Here is a 16249-nt window from a genome sequence, read left to right as displayed (position 1 = left end):
GTGGCGGCGCGGCCAGAGGCTTTCGGTCGCGGCGCCAAAGCGACTGAGCGGCTAGATGGCGGGAACCGGCGTGGAGTGCCGCGCCTCAGACGGCGGCGCGCGCATCCCAGACCGGTGCCTGTGCTGCATCGATTTCGGCAATCGCCGCATCCTTGCCCTTGACCAGTGCGCGGCGCTGGTAAGACCGGATGAAGGCGCGCAACTCGGGGTCGGGGAGCTGCTCTTTGCCCTGAAGGGCGGCACGCACATATCCCCACCACGAGGCAAGCCCGCCGGTGACATAGGGGGGGTGCGCCATGCGGAAAATGCAGCTTGCGGTGAAGAACCAGAAGCTCGACCCCATGAAATACTGGCCATAGCCGTGGCGCATCCGTCCCGTATAGACCGACTTCTGCGACGACCCCATCGGGCGCAGATGCTCGAAAGACAGCGCCTCGTCGTCAAAGGCGCGGGCCTGCCAGCCAAGCTGGCGGGATTTGTGGCAATCGATCGCATCCCACATCACTTCGCGCACGAAGCCGCCGATCTCGCGGAAACATTGCACACGGTAGAATTTGGTCATGCCGACCGACATTTCCGAGCCGCATTTCTCCGAGACCTTGGCCCCGTTCCACATGAACCACGGCTTGCCCGAGCACGACCCCAGACGCGGATTGGCCTCCATCTTGTCCATCAGGATCGCGAAATATCCGCTGGGCATTTCCAGATCGAGGTCGAATTTGCAGATATAGTCGAATGCGCCCATATCGATCTGGTCAAGGCCGAAATAGAAGGCTTCGATCACGCCCGGACCCACAGCGCGCGCGCCGCGATTGGGTTTGGGAACCACGCGGATCCAGTCATGCCGCGCGGCATATTCGGCAAGGATCTGCGGGGTGTCATCTGTCGAACCGTCATCGACGATCAGCCAGAGGGCGGGGTGTTCGGTTTGCGCGACAACACTGTCCAGCGTGCGGCGCATATATTGCGCCTCGTCACGGCAGGGGGTGATCAGTGCATAGCGACGACCTGAGTGGGGCATGAAAGGTTCCGTGCTGAAATTGAAGCGGCTTTGATGCAGTTTGACCCTTTGGCGCGCCCATGACAAGAGACCTCACACGATTGTCGCTGCGTCGCGGCACAACCTTGACGATTATCCGCTTACATGCTTGTCAACTGCGCAGCAAAAGGCCAAAACAGGGTTAAATTTATTCCTTATCGTGGATATTCAATGACCCGTCGCTATCTTTTCTGGAGCCCGGACATCACAAAAGCTGCAGGCGGGGTCGCGGTGATCTATGATCTGGTGGCGCTGTTGCGACGCAATGGGCTGGATTGCGCGCTGTTGCATAACAGCCCGTCCGGCTGCTATCCCGACCATCCGCAGGATCTGCCCAAATTCTGGACCGGCGCATTCGACCGTATCTATGGCCGTTACCAGCCGCGCCGCAGCCGTCTGGGATATTATCTCAAGACGCGCCGCCGGGTGCGCCTTGCCGGCCCCAATCCGCGTTACGTGGCGCGGCCGGAGGATGTGATCGTGATGCCCGAACTCTTTCTGGCCGAGGCGCTGGAGGCGTTCCCCGGCCAGACACTGTGCATTCTGGTGCAGAACCCGTTCCTGCTGATGGAAAGCCATCAACGCGCGGTCGAGCGCGGCCTTGATCCGGCGCGCTCGGTGCGGGCCTATCTGAGCACCTCCGAGGTCTGCCATATCCATCTCGACCTGATCGAGGCCGAGACGGTGCTGAAATTTCCGGTCAGCATGAAGCCCGAAGAGATCGGTTTCGTGCCGATGCCCGACAAGGAGCGGCTGATCACCTATATGCCGCGCAAGCGTCCCGAAGAGGCGCGCCAGATCGTCGAGATGCTGGAAAAACGCGGCAAGCTACAGGGCTACCGGCTGGAAGCGATTGATGGCATCCCGCGCGCACAGGTGATCGACAAGTTGCGCAAAAGCCGCTTTTTCATCTCGCTCATGCGGCGCGAAAGCCTTGGCTTTCCGGCGGCGGAAGCGATGGCTGCGGGGGCGGTGGCCATTGGCTATGACGGGCTGGGGGCTGCGGAATATTTCGACCGGAGCACCGGCTTCCCGATCCCCGAAGGCGATTTCGCGGGCATGGTGCTGACGGTCGAGCAACAAATTGCCGCTTTCGAGGAGAGCCCGAAGGTTTTCGATGTGCTTTGCGCCCGCGCCTGTGCCAGAATCCACGAGCGGTATTCGCAAACCTATTTCGAAACCAATGCCCTGCGTGTGTGGCGCGAACTCGACGCAATCCTGTAGCCCGCGCGCCATCTCTCCCTAAATTCCTTCTGAAAACCGTTTTCAGGATCTCCCATGCCCCTTCCTTCCTGCCTGTCCAAAGCTCTCAAATCCGCGCGGTTCACCGCGAAATGGCTGCGTTCGGAGCTGCCTTATGCGCCGGGGCTTGAACTTTACGCCCGCCATATCGACCGCCATAACCGCCATCTGACCGCGCAGATGATGTTCAATGCCCCCGAGGCGACACCGGCATATTACGCCCCCTATCGCGGGCGGGCGATCCCGAAGATCATCTGGATGTATTGGGCACAGGGGATCGAGGCCGCCCCCCCCGTCGTGCAGCGCTGCATTGCCCAGTGGCGGGCAATGAACCCGGGCTGGGATCTGCGCGTGTTGACGCGTGAGACGGTCGGCGAATGGGTCGATTTGTCCGATATCGATGACAGCCTGGCGTTCCGTCTGCATGCCAATGCGCTCCGGCTGCGCCTGCTGGCCCGCTATGGCGGGCTTTGGGCCGATGTGACCACCTATTGCCACCGCCCGCTGGATGAATGGATGCCGCTTCTGGGCGGGCAGACCGGCTTTTTCACCTTTGGTGGCCCCTATCATGACCGCTGGGTGGATAACTGGTTTATCGCCGCCCATCCCGAAAACCCGTTGATCCAGCGCTGGTGTGCCGATTACGATGCCTATGTGACCCGCCTGCGCCATACGCCGCGCAAGTATTTCATGATGATCTACACCTTCCAATGGGCGATGATCCGCAATGCGAAGCTGCGCCATGCATTTCGTGCCGCCGGAAGCCTGCCCGCCGTGCCCGCCTATTATCTGATGGCCGCGCTGGAGGGGAATGCGACGCTCGATCCCTTCCTTGCCGCGCAGGAATGTGGCTTTCCGGTCAGCAAGCTCAGTCACCGCTCCAGCCTGGACCCGCAGGGGCTGGTCGACCGGCTGGAGGCACTTCTTGCCGAGGCGCAGCCCGTGCTGGCCGCTCCACGATCCGCCCTTCCGGCGCAATAGCCCGTGCGGCGCGCCTGTCTTCCCGCCGCTCTTAGGGGCTGCTCCTAAGCGCCGTTCCGAGGGACGGCACGGTTTACCCGCGCGGCTTGCCGAGACCACAAAGGGCGACCCCTCACGGGATCGCCCTTTTCTGGGGGTGCAGGGGCGCGCGCCCCCCCTATCCCAAAGCCTATTTGGCGGCGGCCTTGGGGGCCGGAGCCTCTTCGGGGCTTTCGGCATAGCCTGCGCCCGCGCCGATGGCGATCTGCAAGGTCGCCCATTCCTGTGCCGCGCTATTGGCCGCCGAGGCTGCCGAGATCCGTGCCGATGCTTCGGAACGGTCGGTATCCAGCAGGTCAAGCAGGGTCATGCCGCCATTGCGATAGGTGGTGCGCCCCAGTTCCAGAGCTTTGGAATAGGATTGCGCCGCGCGGTTAAGCTGTGCGGCCTGCGCGCGGTACTGACGCAGGTTGGACTGCGCGACCTGCACATCTTCCACCGCCGAGGTGATGGCCGAGCGATAGTCGATCTCGGCCTGTTTGGCGGCGGAGACCTGCGCATCGCGGGCGGCGCGCAGGGACCCCTGATTGAAGATGGCCTGGGTGATGGTGGGGCCGAAGCTCCAGCTGGTGGATTTGCTGGTGCCCGACACGGTGCCCGAGAGGCTGAGCGAGGGGTAAAGGGCTGCCGTATCCACGCCGACGGTGGCCACTTCCTGATGCAGCACCGCTTCGTAATAGCGGATATCGGGACGGTTGCGCAGCAGGTCCGCCGGAACGCCGGTGGCGCTGTCGGTCGGAATCCGCAACGGGGCGGCCCCTTTTTCCATCCGGTCCATCAACGGGCCGGCGGGCACGTTCAGCAAGGTCGCGATGGCAAAAACCTTGGCGCGGAATTGCGCAAGGTAGTTGGGCAGATCGGCCTTGGCCGATTCCAGCGCGGCTTCGGCTTCGGCCTGTTCCAGCGTGGTCGCGGCACCGGCATTCACCTCCTGCTGGGTAATGTTGAACGTATCCTGACGGGTCGCGATGGTTTTGCGCGTCAGCTCCAGCGCCTGCTGGTAATAGCGCGCATCGGCATAATCGGCGACCAGCTCGGCCAGCCATGCCAGACGCTCGGTGCCGACATTGGCCTGGCTGGCTGCCAGATTGGCCTTGGCCGCCTCGCGTTCGCGGCGCAATCCGCCAAACAGGTCGAGCACGAAATCCGCATCCAGCGTGCCGGTGGCATTGTCCCAGCCGGACCCGCCCCCTTTGGTGACGCCCGAGCGGGTCTTGGACCCGCTGGCCGACCCGCTGAGCGCCTCGTTCACGCCGGTCTGGCGAAGCTGGGCGCGTGCCTGACGGATGCGCTCTTGCGCCTGCAGGATGTCGAGGCTCTGTTTCATCCCCGTCTCGACCAGCTCGTTGAGCAGCGGGTCACGATAATCGCGCCACCATGCACGATAGGCCACCTGCGCCAGCGGGCTGGTGTCCCCGCCCACGAATTGGGTGGTGACAGGCACGGCGGGCGTTTTGTAATCCGGCCCGACCGCACATCCCGCGAGAACCATTAGCGGAACCAGTTTCATAAAGCGCATCATGCATTCTCCTTGCGGCCTGCGCCGGATTTTCTGTCAACAAGACGACGGACCGCCACATACAATACCGGAACCATCAGGATACCGAAGACAGCCGAGAAGAGGATCCCGCCCAACATGCCGATCCCGATGGAGTTCTGCGCATTTGCACCTGTGCCGCTGGCGATGGCAAGGGGCAGAACCCCCAGCCCGAAGGCAAAGGTGGTCATCAGGATCGGGCGCAGACGCATCCGCGCGGCCGTTTTCACCGCCTCGAACAGGCCCAGCCCCTCGGCGCGGAGTGTCTCGGCGAATTCCACGATCAGGATGGCATTACGCGCCGCCAGACCGATGGTCGTCAGCATCCCGACCTTGAAGTAGACGTCATTCGACTGCCCGAAGACCAGAGCCGCGATCAGCGCCCCGAGCAGGCCGATCGGCACGGCCAGCATCACCGCGAAGGGCACCGACCAGCTTTCATAAAGCGCCGCCAGCGCAAGGAAGACGACCACTGCCGAAAGCGTATACAGGATCGGTTCCTGATTGCCCGAGAGCTGTTCCTGATAGGACAGGCCGACCCAGGCGCTCTGGTAATTGCCATCCATGCTATCGACGATTTTCTCCATTTCGGCCATCGCATCCCCGGACGAGACGCCCGATGCCGGAGAGCCCTGCAATTCGATCGCGTTGACGCCGCCATAACGGGCGATCTTGGTATAGGTCTGCCCCCAGCTTTGCGACGAGAAGGCCGACATCGGAACCATTTCGTCATCGCTGTTACGCATATACCATTTCTTGATATCGCCCGGCTGCATCCGGTATGCCTGATCGCCCATCACCCGCACGTCGCGCAGTTTGCCGTTCAGCGTGAAGTCGTTGACATAGCTGCCCGCGAAGATGGTCGAGAGGTTAGAGTTGATGTCCGAGATCGTCAGCCCCATCGACTGCGCTTTGGCCGCATCCAGATTGATCGCAAGCTGCGTCTTGGAATTGGCCTCATAGCCGCGGATGGCGGTTGCCTTGCCCGATTCCTGCGCTTTCTGGGCCACCTTGGCGGCCGTCTCGCGCAGCTTGTCGAGCCCCTCATTGCCTTGGTCGATCAGATACATCTCGAACCCGTCAGACGAGCCCATCCCGTGGATCGGCGGCGGTTGCAGGAAGAAGACCTGCCCGTAACGCCCCGAGCCGAAGAACATATTGGCTTTCATCGCGATGGAGGCTGCCGTGATGCCCTTGCGGTCTTCCAGATCCGACAGCTTGACGAACATCATCGCATTGTTCTGGCCGGACCCCGAGAAGCCGAAGCCGATCGCCGCAAACACGCTTTTGGTCGCGTCGGGGTAGTTCTGCTTCATGAAGTCGGTGATGGCCGTAACGCTTTGCTGGGTCTGCGCCCGCGTCGCGTTCTGCGGCAGCGAGATCGACGCCATCAGCACGCCTTGATCCTCGGTCGGTACGAAGCTCGAAGGCAGGCGGGAATAGACGCCATAAATGCCCACGCCAACCGCCACCACCACGACCAGCATCCGGAACGGACGGCGGATCAGGCGGATGACCGTGCCGGTATAGCCGGAATTGACGCGGTCCATGCCTTTGTTGAACTTGCGCGCGGGCCAGATCTTGGGCTTGTCATGCGAGGGTTTCAGCAGGCTTGCACACATGGCCGGCGTCAGGATCAGCGCCACCAGCAACGACAGCACCATTGCCGAAATGATGGTCACCGAGAACTGCCGGTAGATCACACCGGTCGAGCCGGACATGAAGGCCATCGGCAGGAATACCGAAGACAGCACCACCACGATCCCCACCAGCGCGGTCGAGATTTCCTTCATGGATTTCTCGGTCGCCTCGACAGGGCCCAGCTTTTCTTCTTCCATCACCCGTTCGACGTTTTCCACCACAACGATGGCGTCATCCACCAATAGCCCGATGGCCAGCACAAGGGCGAACATCGTCAATGTGTTGATCGACATCCCCGTGGCGGCAAGCACGGCGAATGTGCCCAGCAGAACCACCGGCACCGCGATACAGGGGATAATGGTCGCCCGCCAGCTTTGCAGAAAGACCATGATCACCACGAAGACCAGCACGATGGCCTCGAAGAGGGTGTGATAGATCTGGTGGATGGATTCCTGAATGAACGGGGTCGTGTCATAGGGATAGACCAGCGTCACGCCTTCGGGCAGCGACTTGGCCAGCTTGTCAAGCGCGGTATGGACGCGCTCGGAGGTCTCGACGGCATTGGCACCGTTTTGCAGGTTGACGCCGAAACCTGTGGCGTTCTTGCCGTTATACTGGCCCAGCACCGAGTAATCGTCATCGGCCAGCTCGACCGTAGCGACATCGCCCAGATAGACCGAAGAGCCGTCATCATTGGTTTTCAGCAGGATCTTGCGGAAATCATCCACCGTCGAAAGCTGGCTTTGGGCCTTCAGCGAGATGGTGACTTCCTGCCCGTTCTTGCTTGGCAGATCGCCCAGCGACCCGACCGTGACATTGGTGTTCTGTTCCGAAACGGCATCGGTGACATCCGAAGGGGTCAGCGAGTATTTGTAAAGCTTTGCCGGATCGAGCCAGATGCGCATGGCATATTCCGACCCGAAGACCTGAATCGAGCCGACGCCTTCCAGACGCTGGACGGTATCTTCCATCTGGTTGGAGAAGAGATCCCCCAATTCGACATTGCTGCGCTTGTTATCGTCGGAGACAAGCGCGCCCACCAGCAGGATCGAACTGGTGGAGCGGGTGACCGAGACCCCCGTCTGGGTCACGGCTGTGGGCAGGGAACTCTCGACCAGCTGTAACTTGTTCTGCACCTGCACCTGCGCCATATCGGCGTCGGTGCTGGAGTTGAAGACAAGCGAGATCTGCGAACTGCCCTGCGAGGAGTTCGAGGTCATGTAAAGCAGACCATCCAGCCCCGTCATGCCGTCCTCGATGACGGATGTCACCGAATTGGCCACGATCTGGGCGGAGGCTCCGGTATAGGTGGCCTGAATCCGCACCGTGGTCGGCGAGACTTCGGGATATTGCGAAATCGCAAGCGAGTTCAGCCCGAAGACACCCGCGATCATCAGGACAATCGCAAGCACCCAAGCAAAGACGGGCCGGTGAATGAAGAACTGTGCCATCGGATCAGTCCGCCGTTGCTGCGCTCTCGGCGCTGTCCTGAGAGGCGGCGTCGGTGGCGACATCCTGCGTGGTGCCGTCGTCGGCAATCTTCACCTGCACGGCCTTCACTGTGGCACCGTCCTGCAGGGTTTTCTGCCCGTCCACGATCACTTTCACCCCGTCCTCAAGGCCGGAGGTCACAATCCACGCGGTATCGGTGCTGCCTTCGGTCGGCACGCTGACCTGTTTGGCCTTGCCGTCCGCATCGACCACGAAGAAGCTCAGATTGCCATTGGTATCATGCTCGCCTGCGCGCTGGGGCACCAGAAAGGCCTTGAGCGAGCCGAGCTGCACATTCCCGCGCAGGAACATGCCCGGCAGGATGATATGGTCGGGATTGTCGAAGCGGAAGCGCACCGTGACCGAACCGGTGGTGGTGGACACCGTCGGAGACGGGGTGACCAGCTCGCCAGTCGCTTTATAGGTCTCGCCGTTTTCAAGCACCAGATTGGCCTGCAACTTGTCGGAAAGCTGCAATTCGCCATTCTTGACCTTGGAGCGGAGCGACAGGATATCGGCGGCAGGTTCCAGCAATTCGACATCGATCGGATCAAGCGTCGTGACCGTGGTCAGGGCGGTGTCCTGCCCCGAGGTCACAAGGTCGCCGGTCGAGACATCGGCCACATCCACCACCCCGTCAATCGGCGAACGGATCGTGGTCCAGCCAAGCTCGATCTTGGCATATTTCAGCGCCGCTTGCGCCGATTGCAGCGTCGCTTTTGCCGATGCCAGATCCGAGCGGGCGGTTTCCACATCGGCTGCGGTATAGCCCGACCCCTCAAGCTTGGCAGCACGGTCATAGGCGGCCTGTTTGACAGGCAGATCGGCTTCGGCTTCGGCCACTGTCGCCTCATCCGCCTCGACCGTGGCCTGATAGCTGGCATCGTCCAGCTGGAACAGCGGATCGCCGGTTTTCACCTCTGCCCCGGGTTTATAGAGCTTTTGCATGATCACCCCGTCCACGCGCGGACGGATATCGGCCTGTTCAAAGGCCACGGCGCGGCCCGGAAGCTCGATGGTCTGCGGAACGTCGCTTGGATGCAGCACGACATACCCGACTTCGGCATTCGGCTGTTGGTAGGCCTGTGCAAAGGCGATCCCTGTGGTGCCCAGCCCCATCGCCGGTGCAAGGAAGGCCGCCACCAGAGGCATGCGTAATTTTGTGTTCATCATATCCGCTCGTTTCTATCGTTCCGCTGTCACTCGCTCTTGACGATGGCCTGGCGACGAAGTCTATGGTCAATTCTTGCAGAGTGTGCAAAATTTGCCGAAAGTGTAAATATCTGGCGCGATAACGAGCGCTTGATTTTCGAAAATATTTCGGCCCGATGCACGTAAAAACAGCAAGGGTCAGGTGTTCTGATACGCGGCCAAGGCTTCCTATAAAGCGGGATGTGCCGACTTGCTCAGGGGAGTGGCATGAGTGATTTGAGATCGCGCCGTAAGGCGGAAATGGCGCAGGTGATTCAGCAGGCGACGATCGATCTCTCGCGGGATTACGGCTTTGACGCCATTACGACCGAAATGATCAGCCAGCAGGCGGGAATCAGTGCGCGGACGTTTTTCAACTACTACGCCAACAAGGAAGCCGCGCTTTTCGGGCAGGTTCCGTTTCTGACGGACGAGATCTGCCGCACACTTGTTCCGGGCAGCGGGGTTTTGGCGGACGATCTCTACCAGCTTTTGCGGGCCATGATGATGCGGGCGGTGCCGCGCAAGGCCGAACTGGCGATCATCGTCCCTGCCTTGCAGACGCAGCCGAAGGTGCTGAAGGTCTATATGGCCGAGCGGGCTGCCATGAGCGAGAGGCTGGCCCAGATGCTGGAGGACCGCCTGCCCGAATCCACCCAGCTTTTCCGCGCGGTGCTTGCGGAGATGCTGATGAGCGCCTCCTGGAACGGGATCATGGCGTGGCTGGAAAACAGGGTCACATCCGACATGGCCCTGGAACAGGGCTGGCGCGCCATCTGTGAAATCGCCCAGCTGTTTGTCGGCCCCGAGGCCCCGGGTCCGTCCTCCCCCTGATGCGCCCCTCGGGGCTGTTCTTCGGGCCAAAGGGGGCGCGGGCCATGACTGCCCCTGCCAGAGGTCGGGACGGCAGGTCGGGCTGTCCGGTGCCCGACCCAAGATGCAACCGGTCCTAGAACCTGTTTGCGGGGATCTTGAAATAGCGATGCCCGTCGGCTTCCGGCTCGGGCAGGCGACCGCCACGCAGATTGACCTGAAGGGCATGCAGCATCTGCTTGGGCAGGCTCAGCGTGGCATCCCGTTTTTCACGCAATGCGATATATTCCGCACGGCTGCGTCCGCCGCCAACATGGATATTCTCGGCTTTCTGCTGCGCCACGGTGCTTTCCCATGCCGGTTCCTCGCGGGTTTTGGTGCCGTAATCATGGCCCACAAAGATCCGCGTCTCGTCGGGCAGGGCAAGGATGGCCTGCAGGCTGTCCCATAGCTCTGCCGCCGAACCGCCGGGAAAATCCGCGCGCGAGGTGCCTGCATCGGGCTGCATGAACGTGTCATGCACGAAGGCCGCATCACCGATCACATAGGTGATCGAGCCAAGCGTGTGGCCGGGCGAGAGCATCACCTTGACCGGCAGCCGGCCCAGCGTGAATTCCTCGCCATCGGCCAGAAGCCTGTCATACAGCGTGGCAGGGTCCAGCGTCTGGGGCGGGAGGTGATAGATTTCGGTCCAGATTTTCGCGATATCGGTGCATTTCTCGCCGATCCAATGCGGGCAACCGGTGCGTTCGGCCAGCAGGCGGCCTGCGGTGAGGTGGTCGGCATGGGGGTGCGTGTCAAGGATCAGCTTCAGATCGGCCTCATGGTCCCTGACCAGCGCCAGTGCATGATCCGCCGATTCTGTGCCGCTGCGCGCGGCGGTGACATCGAATTCCTGCACCACATCAATCAGGGCGCTGGCACGGGTGTCAGGGTCGATCACCAGATACTGGCACGATCCTGAAACCGGTTCGTAAAATCCGACCACGACCGGCGAGCCGGACCCACGGGAGGGGCTGATTTTGGTAAGCATGACAGATCTCCTTTCCAGCCGGATCACAACGCGGTCCAGCTTTTCCATAACATATAGGCCGCGACGACAAAAATCAGGCCCGCAAAGACGGTGGTCAGGGTGCCTTTGCCCGAAAGTTTCCGCGCAAGGCCCGTGCCGGCGATCCCGCCCAGAAACCCGCCTGCGATGAAGGTCGCGGCGATCCCCCATGCCACCAGCCCCGAAAACGCGTAATTCAGCGCGGTGGTCAGGCCGAAAGCGGTCACGGCCACAAGGCTTGTGCCCACGGCATTGAGGGTGGGCATTCTGGTCGAGGCCATCAACCCGGGCACGATCAGAAACCCGCCTCCAATCCCGAACACCCCTGAAAAGGCCCCCGTTCCAAAGCCGAAACCGGCGACTTTGCCTGCATTCTCGCGGCCGCATTGCGCCCCCGGAATGCCCTCGGCATGGCGGTTTTTCAGCATCAACACTCCCACGACCACCATGACCAGCGCGAACAGGAACAGCAGGTGCTGGCCGTTGATGGCCTTGCCCAGCGTCGATCCGCCGAAAGCCCCGATGATCCCCGCACCGGCATAGATCGCCCCGCAGCGCCATTTGACGGTATGGGCGCGGGCATGCAGCGCCAGATTGCTGGCGGCATTCACGGCCACCGCAAGCGCCGAGGTGCCGATGGCGACATGCGGGCTGGCCACCCCCACCACATAGACCATCAACGGCACCGCCAGAATGGAGCCGCCGCCGCCCACGAGGCCTAACGTCAGCCCGACCAGCCCGCCCGAAAGCGCGCCAAGAGAGTAGTGCAGGGTGTCATACATCGGGTCGGTCCTTTATTCGGGTAGGCAGATCTGGCCACGCAGCGCGAGGCGGAGGGTGTTCCACAGCAGGAGGATCACGGTCAGGCTCAGCAGGGCCAGACCCGCATGGCCCAAGCTCTGGTGGAAGACCGATCCCGTCATGGCCGCAAAGCGGAAACTCGCCGTGGTCAGCGCCGCCAGCGGGAAAGACAGCGCCCAGAACGAGATCGAGAAGGGCAGGCGCAGCAGGCCCGGCAGTTGGAACAGCACGAGCGCCGCGAAGAGATAGGCGACATTCAGCAAGATCCGCGCCAGCGCATCGGGGTTGGGGCCGGTCAGCAGCAGCCACGACAGGAAGGCCATCGCGGGCGGCGCGATCAGGATCACCAATGTGGGGCGCAGCTTGCCCGGCAAGGGCGCATGGAAAATCAGCCGGTTGATGACCAAGGTGGTGAGGATGATCCAGAAGGTCAGCCCTGCGGCAAAGAAATACCAGCTGGCTTCGATATGGCCCAGCGGCACCCCTGCCAGCGGCACCACCAGATTGCCCACCGCCGGAATGAACCACGCCGGTGACAGGCTTTCGGGACCGAAGGGACGCGCCGAGATCCAAGCCGAGATGATCACCAGCGTCAGGCCGAATTGCGCCGCAGCCCCCAGCATCCACAGGATATTGGCCAGGCTCGGGGCATATTCCAGCACCAGACGCGCCAATAGCAGGCCCGAAATGGCGATGGCCGGAAAGAATGCCAGCCGCACGGGGTGGTTCCATTCGGCTTTCAACGCCTGTGGCTGGCGCAGGGCCTTGGCCACAAACAGCGTGGCCAGAAGCCCGAAGACAGCGCAGGCCAGCCCGAAGACCATATGCGACGCCATCATCGCTCCGGCCGAACGCAGCGCCAGCGCATAGCCCATAAGCCCCATCGTCATGCCGAACAGGCTGACCGGAAAATGTGCCAGCCAGCCGGAGCTTTCGGGGGGGAGTGCGGCGGGGCCCGCCGACGGGGTCTGCGCGGCCCCCAGCGAGGAGGCGGGGGAGGGGGCTGCAAACCGGACAGGATGATCAGGGCGCATGGAAGGGCTCCTTGGGCGCGGCGCACGCGGCGGGGTCGTGAGGGTGGCTCGGGGTCCGGCATAAGACCCTTTGCGGGGCCACGACGGTGACATTGTCACGCGCGGCCCTCACGGGGGCGTGAGATGTCACCCTTGCGGATGGCGGGCCACACGGATCGCCTCGGTCAGGGCGGCTTTGTCCAGCGCGCCGGGATAGATCATGCGCCCCGCTACAAAACCCGGTGTGCCGAACAAACCCAAACCGCTGGCCTGCCGGTCATTGCGCGCCAGTACGGCGTCGATCTTCTGGCGGGCGCTCTGATAGCCCGCCTGCGCCTTCGGCACGGAAACGCCCGCCGCGTTCAGGGTTTTGTCGACCTGTGCATCGCTCAACCGTCCTTTGGTGGCCATCAGGGCTTCAAGGGCGGTGGCATAGGCGCCGTTTTCCTGCGCGCCCAGCACCAGCCGTGCAGCCCGCAGCGAGACCGGCCCGAAGACCGGCCAGTCCTTCATGACAACCCGCAAACCGCGATCTTCGGCCATCACCTCTTCCAGAACGGGGTGGTTCTTTTTACAGAAGGGGCATTGGTAATCGAAAAACTCCACCAGAGTGACATCGCCCTGCGGGTTGCCCAAAGCGGGGGCATCGGGGTCGTGGAAGACCATCTGCGGGTCAAGCGCCCCTGTCCCGGCTTCGGCCTTGGCGGCGGCGGGCAGGACCATTGCGGCCCCTGACAGGATCAGGAAATTTCGACGGTCGATCATAGGGCGGCTCCTTTGCTGGGGATCGGATCTTGGGGATGGTGCGGCAGGGGCGTGCCGGGCGGGACGGTGCCCTTGCCGCTTTCGGCCTGCGAGAGCACCACGACATGGGTGCCCGATTTGACCCGTGCGGCCAGATCGACGATGTCTTGGTTCCAAAGCCGGATGCAGCCCGCCGAGGTCGCCTCGCCAATGCTCCACGGCTGCATGGTGCCGTGGATGCGGTAGAAGGTGTCGCGATTGCCCTTGTGCAGATAGAGCGCCCGCGCCCCGAGCGGGTTTTCCAGCCCGCCCTCCAGCCCGTCTTTGACCGGCCCGTAAAGCTGGGGGTCATCGTTGATCATGTTCTGGGTGGGCCGCCAGCTGGGCCAGTCGCGCTGATAGGGGATATGCGCCTCACCGGTGAAACCGCGCCCTTCCTCGCCCACGGCCACGGTATAACGCAGGGCGCGGTTGTTCTTTTGCACGAAGTAAAGTTTGCGCGCCCACGGGTCGACGATGATCGTGCCGGGCGCCTCCTCCGTCCAGTAATCGACCTCCTGACGGGCTTTCTCGGCGGAAAGATATTTCGGGTCCACCGCAGGGATGACGCGCGTGCCATCCTGCTCGGCCCCGTATTTCGCAAGGACATCGGCAGGCACCGCAGGGGCGGGCGGTGTGGCGGAGGGGTCCGGTCTGGGCGCACAAGCGGCCAGAAAGGCGATACAGATCAGGGCAAGCCCTGTAGGGGATCGGGTCATCTTGGGATCTTTCATTTGAAAAAGGGGGGCATCAGGCGCAGGCCTGTGCCGTTGGGGCCCGGGCGGGGGCCACTAGGAGGGATGCGCCGCGAGTGCGCTGTGCAGTTGGTCTGCGGTGATCTCGCCCAGCAGCCGTGTCTCGCCCTCGGGGGTGACAAAAATCATGGTCGGCGGGCCGATCACCGCAAGCTGCGTCATCAGGGCCTGACGGTTCTGGTCAAGGTGGCTGACATCCACGACCAGCCGCTGCCAGTTCTGCAGGGCGTGACGAATGGCTGGGTCGGTCAGAACCTTGCGGTCGATGGTCCGGCAGGATGTGCACCAGTCGGCGGTGACATAGATCAGCGTCGGAAGACGGGTCTGCCGGGCGTGGGCCAGCGCGGCGTCCAATGCCTCCGGCGTGCCAATCGCCTGAAACGCCGCCGCCGCGTCTTCGGTCAAGGGCCTTACGGTCCGGCCCTGTAGCGCGGCCAGCGGTTGCAGGGGGTCCGTGCCGCCCAGTGCGGCCCCGACCCCCTGCAGCGCACCGCCGCAAAGGGCGATGGCCGCCAGCGCATTGCCCATGCCGGCGCCGCGGCCCAGCAGGCTGCCGCCAAGGCCCAGCAGAAGCACCGCCCAAAGCGCAAGCGTCAGTGGGCCGGGCAGGATGCGCCCCAGCAACCAGATCGCGAGGGCCAGAAACAGCAGCCCCATCGCGCGGTTGACCAGCCCCGTCCACGGGCCCATTCTCGGCAGGATACTGGCCCCGAACAGCCCGACGGCCAGAAGCGGCATGCCTTGCCCGAGCCCCAGCGCAAAGAGCGCCCCCATGCCAAGCACGACATCCCCGCTTTGCGCGATATAGAGCAGGGCTCCCGCCAAAGGGGCGGTGACACAGGGGCCGATGATCAGGGCCGACGAGAACCCCAGCAGGGCCGCGCGGGCCGAAGATCCCGGTCGTGGCGCGATCTGCCCGACCCGTGCGGCCAGTGCCTGCGGCATTTGCATGGTGAACAGACCGAAGCTGCCCAAGCCCAGCAACACAAAGACCCCCGCCATCAGCCCGACCGCCAGCGGTTGTTGGAGCAGGATCTGCAGATTGGCCCCCGAAACGGCCGCCACGGCGCCGATCAGCGCAAAGGCCAGTGCCATTGCCAGCACATAGACCGTGGCAAGGCCCAATCCGCGCCGCGGCGTGATACCCTGTATGCGGGTGCCGATCATGGCTGCGACAATCGGCACCATCGGCAGCACGCAGGGGGTAAAGGCCAAAGCCAGCCCGAAGCCGAAAAACGCGACCACCACCCAGAGCGCGCCGCCCGACTGCCCCAAAGAGGCCACCAGCCCCGAGGCTTCTTTCGCCGGAATGCCTGTCTGCGCAGTGTCTGCCAATGCAGGGTCTGTGGGCGGAAGGACTGCCTGCGGGGCTTCTGTTTGGAGCGGCCCTGTCGGGGGGAAGGCAGAGGCTGCGGGCGGAACCACCTGACGCGCCTGCGGCGGATAGCACAGCCCTGCTTCCTCGCAGCCCTGCCAACTGAGGGTTGCGGTATGATTGACAGGGGCGAAAACGACGCGGGCATGGTTCTGCCAGATCTCGACCTGCCCGAAATTCGGGTCCTGCTTGCTTTGGGTCGGGCTGGCCTCCACCCGAGGCGCATCAGGGCTTAGCGTCAGCCTGTCCTCATAAAGGTAATAGCCTTTGGCGATGTCCATCGTGACAATCAGCCTGTCCCCCTGCCAGCGGGTTTGCACCCCGAACGCCTGATCGGGGGGCAGGGGCTGGGCGCGCGGGGTCAGGCTGTGCCGCAGATCCGGCTGGGCAGAAGCGGCGGTGCCAAGTGCGACAGTCAGCGTCAGGGCAATGGCCAGAAGGGACGGAGTGTGTTTCATAAGGGGCAGACAGGAAATCCACCTTAAGTCAGTCTTAAG

General features: G+C 62.9%; 13 protein-coding genes. 3 read left to right on the top strand and 10 right to left on the bottom strand.

From position 1 onward, the window contains the following. Positions 1-85: 85 nt before the first annotated feature. Positions 86-1021 (bottom strand): glycosyltransferase family A protein, encoded by a 936-nt coding sequence (locus tag WDB88_RS17000; protein ID WP_330629328.1) that lies wholly within the window; start codon positions 1019-1021, stop codon positions 86-88. 189 nt (positions 1022-1210) lie between these two features. On the opposite strand from WDB88_RS17000, the gene WDB88_RS16995 reads away from it, so the two are divergent. After that, positions 1211-2263 (top strand): hypothetical protein, encoded by a 1053-nt coding sequence (locus tag WDB88_RS16995; protein ID WP_339109876.1) that lies wholly within the window; start codon positions 1211-1213, stop codon positions 2261-2263. 54 nt (positions 2264-2317) lie between these two features. Beyond that, positions 2318-3262, top strand: coding sequence for a capsular polysaccharide synthesis protein (locus WDB88_RS16990; RefSeq protein WP_330629326.1), 945 nt, complete (start codon positions 2318-2320; stop codon positions 3260-3262). A 169-nt stretch (positions 3263-3431) separates the two neighbouring features. On the opposite strand, the gene WDB88_RS16985 is transcribed toward WDB88_RS16990, so the two are convergent. Genes WDB88_RS16985 through WDB88_RS16975 form a run of 3 tightly spaced genes read right to left on the bottom strand, consistent with a single transcriptional unit; the run spans position 3432 to position 9143 of the window. Next, positions 3432-4823, bottom strand: a complete 1392-nt coding sequence (locus WDB88_RS16985) for an efflux transporter outer membrane subunit (protein WP_330629325.1) — start codon at positions 4821-4823, stop codon at positions 3432-3434. Next, the gene (locus tag WDB88_RS16980; RefSeq protein WP_330629324.1) at positions 4820-7930 is read right to left on the bottom strand and encodes a multidrug efflux RND transporter permease subunit; all 3111 of its coding nucleotides are present in this window, start codon (positions 7928-7930) and stop codon (positions 4820-4822) included. The genes WDB88_RS16985 and WDB88_RS16980 overlap by 4 nt, the downstream gene beginning before the upstream one ends. A gap of 4 nt (positions 7931-7934) precedes the next feature. Next, a complete protein-coding gene (locus WDB88_RS16975; protein WP_330629323.1) occupies positions 7935-9143 on the bottom strand; it encodes an efflux RND transporter periplasmic adaptor subunit in 1209 nt (402 codons plus the stop codon). A gap of 246 nt (positions 9144-9389) precedes the next feature. Here WDB88_RS16975 and WDB88_RS16970 point away from each other — a divergent pair, with 246 nt between their 5' ends. Beyond that, positions 9390-9995, top strand: a complete 606-nt coding sequence (locus WDB88_RS16970; RefSeq protein WP_339109875.1) for a TetR/AcrR family transcriptional regulator — start codon at positions 9390-9392, stop codon at positions 9993-9995. Positions 9996-10110: 115 nt separating this feature from the next. Here WDB88_RS16970 and WDB88_RS16965 read toward each other — a convergent pair whose 3' ends face one another. The 6 genes from WDB88_RS16965 to dsbD form a co-directional block, all read right to left on the bottom strand. Next, complete coding sequence (locus tag WDB88_RS16965) at positions 10111-11007, bottom strand: MBL fold metallo-hydrolase (protein WP_339109874.1); 897 nt, start codon at positions 11005-11007, stop codon at positions 10111-10113. A 23-nt stretch (positions 11008-11030) separates the two neighbouring features. Next, positions 11031-11807: a sulfite exporter TauE/SafE family protein gene (locus WDB88_RS16960; RefSeq protein WP_330629320.1), complete on the bottom strand. Its 777-nt coding sequence runs from the start codon at positions 11805-11807 to the stop codon at positions 11031-11033. A gap of 12 nt (positions 11808-11819) precedes the next feature. After that, positions 11820-12860 carry an SLAC1 anion channel family protein gene (locus tag WDB88_RS16955; protein WP_330629319.1) on the bottom strand — a complete coding sequence of 347 codons (1041 nt, stop codon included), beginning with the start codon at positions 12858-12860 and terminating at the stop codon, positions 11820-11822. 126 nt (positions 12861-12986) lie between these two features. Beyond that, positions 12987-13604 (bottom strand): DsbA family protein, encoded by a 618-nt coding sequence (locus tag WDB88_RS16950; protein WP_339109873.1) that lies wholly within the window; start codon positions 13602-13604, stop codon positions 12987-12989. After that, on the bottom strand, positions 13601-14341 hold the full coding sequence (locus tag WDB88_RS16945) for a L,D-transpeptidase (RefSeq protein ID WP_339109872.1): 741 nt from the start codon (positions 14339-14341) through the stop codon (positions 13601-13603). Before WDB88_RS16945 ends, WDB88_RS16950 begins: the two co-directional genes overlap by 4 nt. A 72-nt stretch (positions 14342-14413) precedes the next feature. Further along, on the bottom strand, positions 14414-16210 hold the full coding sequence (dsbD, locus tag WDB88_RS16940) for a protein-disulfide reductase DsbD (RefSeq protein WP_339109871.1): 1797 nt from the start codon (positions 16208-16210) through the stop codon (positions 14414-14416). Positions 16211-16249 lie beyond the last annotated feature (39 nt).

Origin of the sequence: Thioclava sp. GXIMD4216 (assembly GCF_037949285.1) — a bacterium.
Classification (GTDB): domain Bacteria; phylum Pseudomonadota; class Alphaproteobacteria; order Rhodobacterales; family Rhodobacteraceae; genus Thioclava; species Thioclava litoralis.
This window is presented reverse-complemented; position numbering and strand designations above follow the sequence as displayed.

What these genes read in the sequence shown, in the direction of transcription:
- WDB88_RS16975 (WP_330629323.1), bottom strand. Translation starts at nt 9,143, where the DNA reads ATGATGAACACAAAATTACGCATGCCTCTGGTGGCGGCCTTCCTTGCA.
- WDB88_RS17000 (WP_330629328.1), bottom strand. Translation starts at nt 1,021, where the DNA reads ATGCCCCACTCAGGTCGTCGCTATGCACTGATCACCCCCTGCCGTGAC.
- WDB88_RS16950 (WP_339109873.1), bottom strand. Translation starts at nt 13,604, where the DNA reads ATGATCGACCGTCGAAATTTCCTGATCCTGTCAGGGGCCGCAATGGTC.
- WDB88_RS16945 (WP_339109872.1), bottom strand. Translation starts at nt 14,341, where the DNA reads ATGACCCGATCCCCTACAGGGCTTGCCCTGATCTGTATCGCCTTTCTG.
- WDB88_RS16955 (WP_330629319.1), bottom strand. Translation starts at nt 12,860, where the DNA reads ATGCGCCCTGATCATCCTGTCCGGTTTGCAGCCCCCTCCCCCGCCTCC.
- WDB88_RS16995 (WP_339109876.1), top strand. Translation starts at nt 1,211, where the DNA reads ATGACCCGTCGCTATCTTTTCTGGAGCCCGGACATCACAAAAGCTGCA.
- WDB88_RS16980 (WP_330629324.1), bottom strand. Translation starts at nt 7,930, where the DNA reads ATGGCACAGTTCTTCATTCACCGGCCCGTCTTTGCTTGGGTGCTTGCG.
- WDB88_RS16965 (WP_339109874.1), bottom strand. Translation starts at nt 11,007, where the DNA reads ATGCTTACCAAAATCAGCCCCTCCCGTGGGTCCGGCTCGCCGGTCGTG.
- WDB88_RS16960 (WP_330629320.1), bottom strand. Translation starts at nt 11,807, where the DNA reads ATGTATGACACCCTGCACTACTCTCTTGGCGCGCTTTCGGGCGGGCTG.
- WDB88_RS16985 (WP_330629325.1), bottom strand. Translation starts at nt 4,823, where the DNA reads ATGATGCGCTTTATGAAACTGGTTCCGCTAATGGTTCTCGCGGGATGT.
- WDB88_RS16990 (WP_330629326.1), top strand. Translation starts at nt 2,318, where the DNA reads ATGCCCCTTCCTTCCTGCCTGTCCAAAGCTCTCAAATCCGCGCGGTTC.
- dsbD (WP_339109871.1), bottom strand. Translation starts at nt 16,210, where the DNA reads ATGAAACACACTCCGTCCCTTCTGGCCATTGCCCTGACGCTGACTGTC.
- WDB88_RS16970 (WP_339109875.1), top strand. Translation starts at nt 9,390, where the DNA reads ATGAGTGATTTGAGATCGCGCCGTAAGGCGGAAATGGCGCAGGTGATT.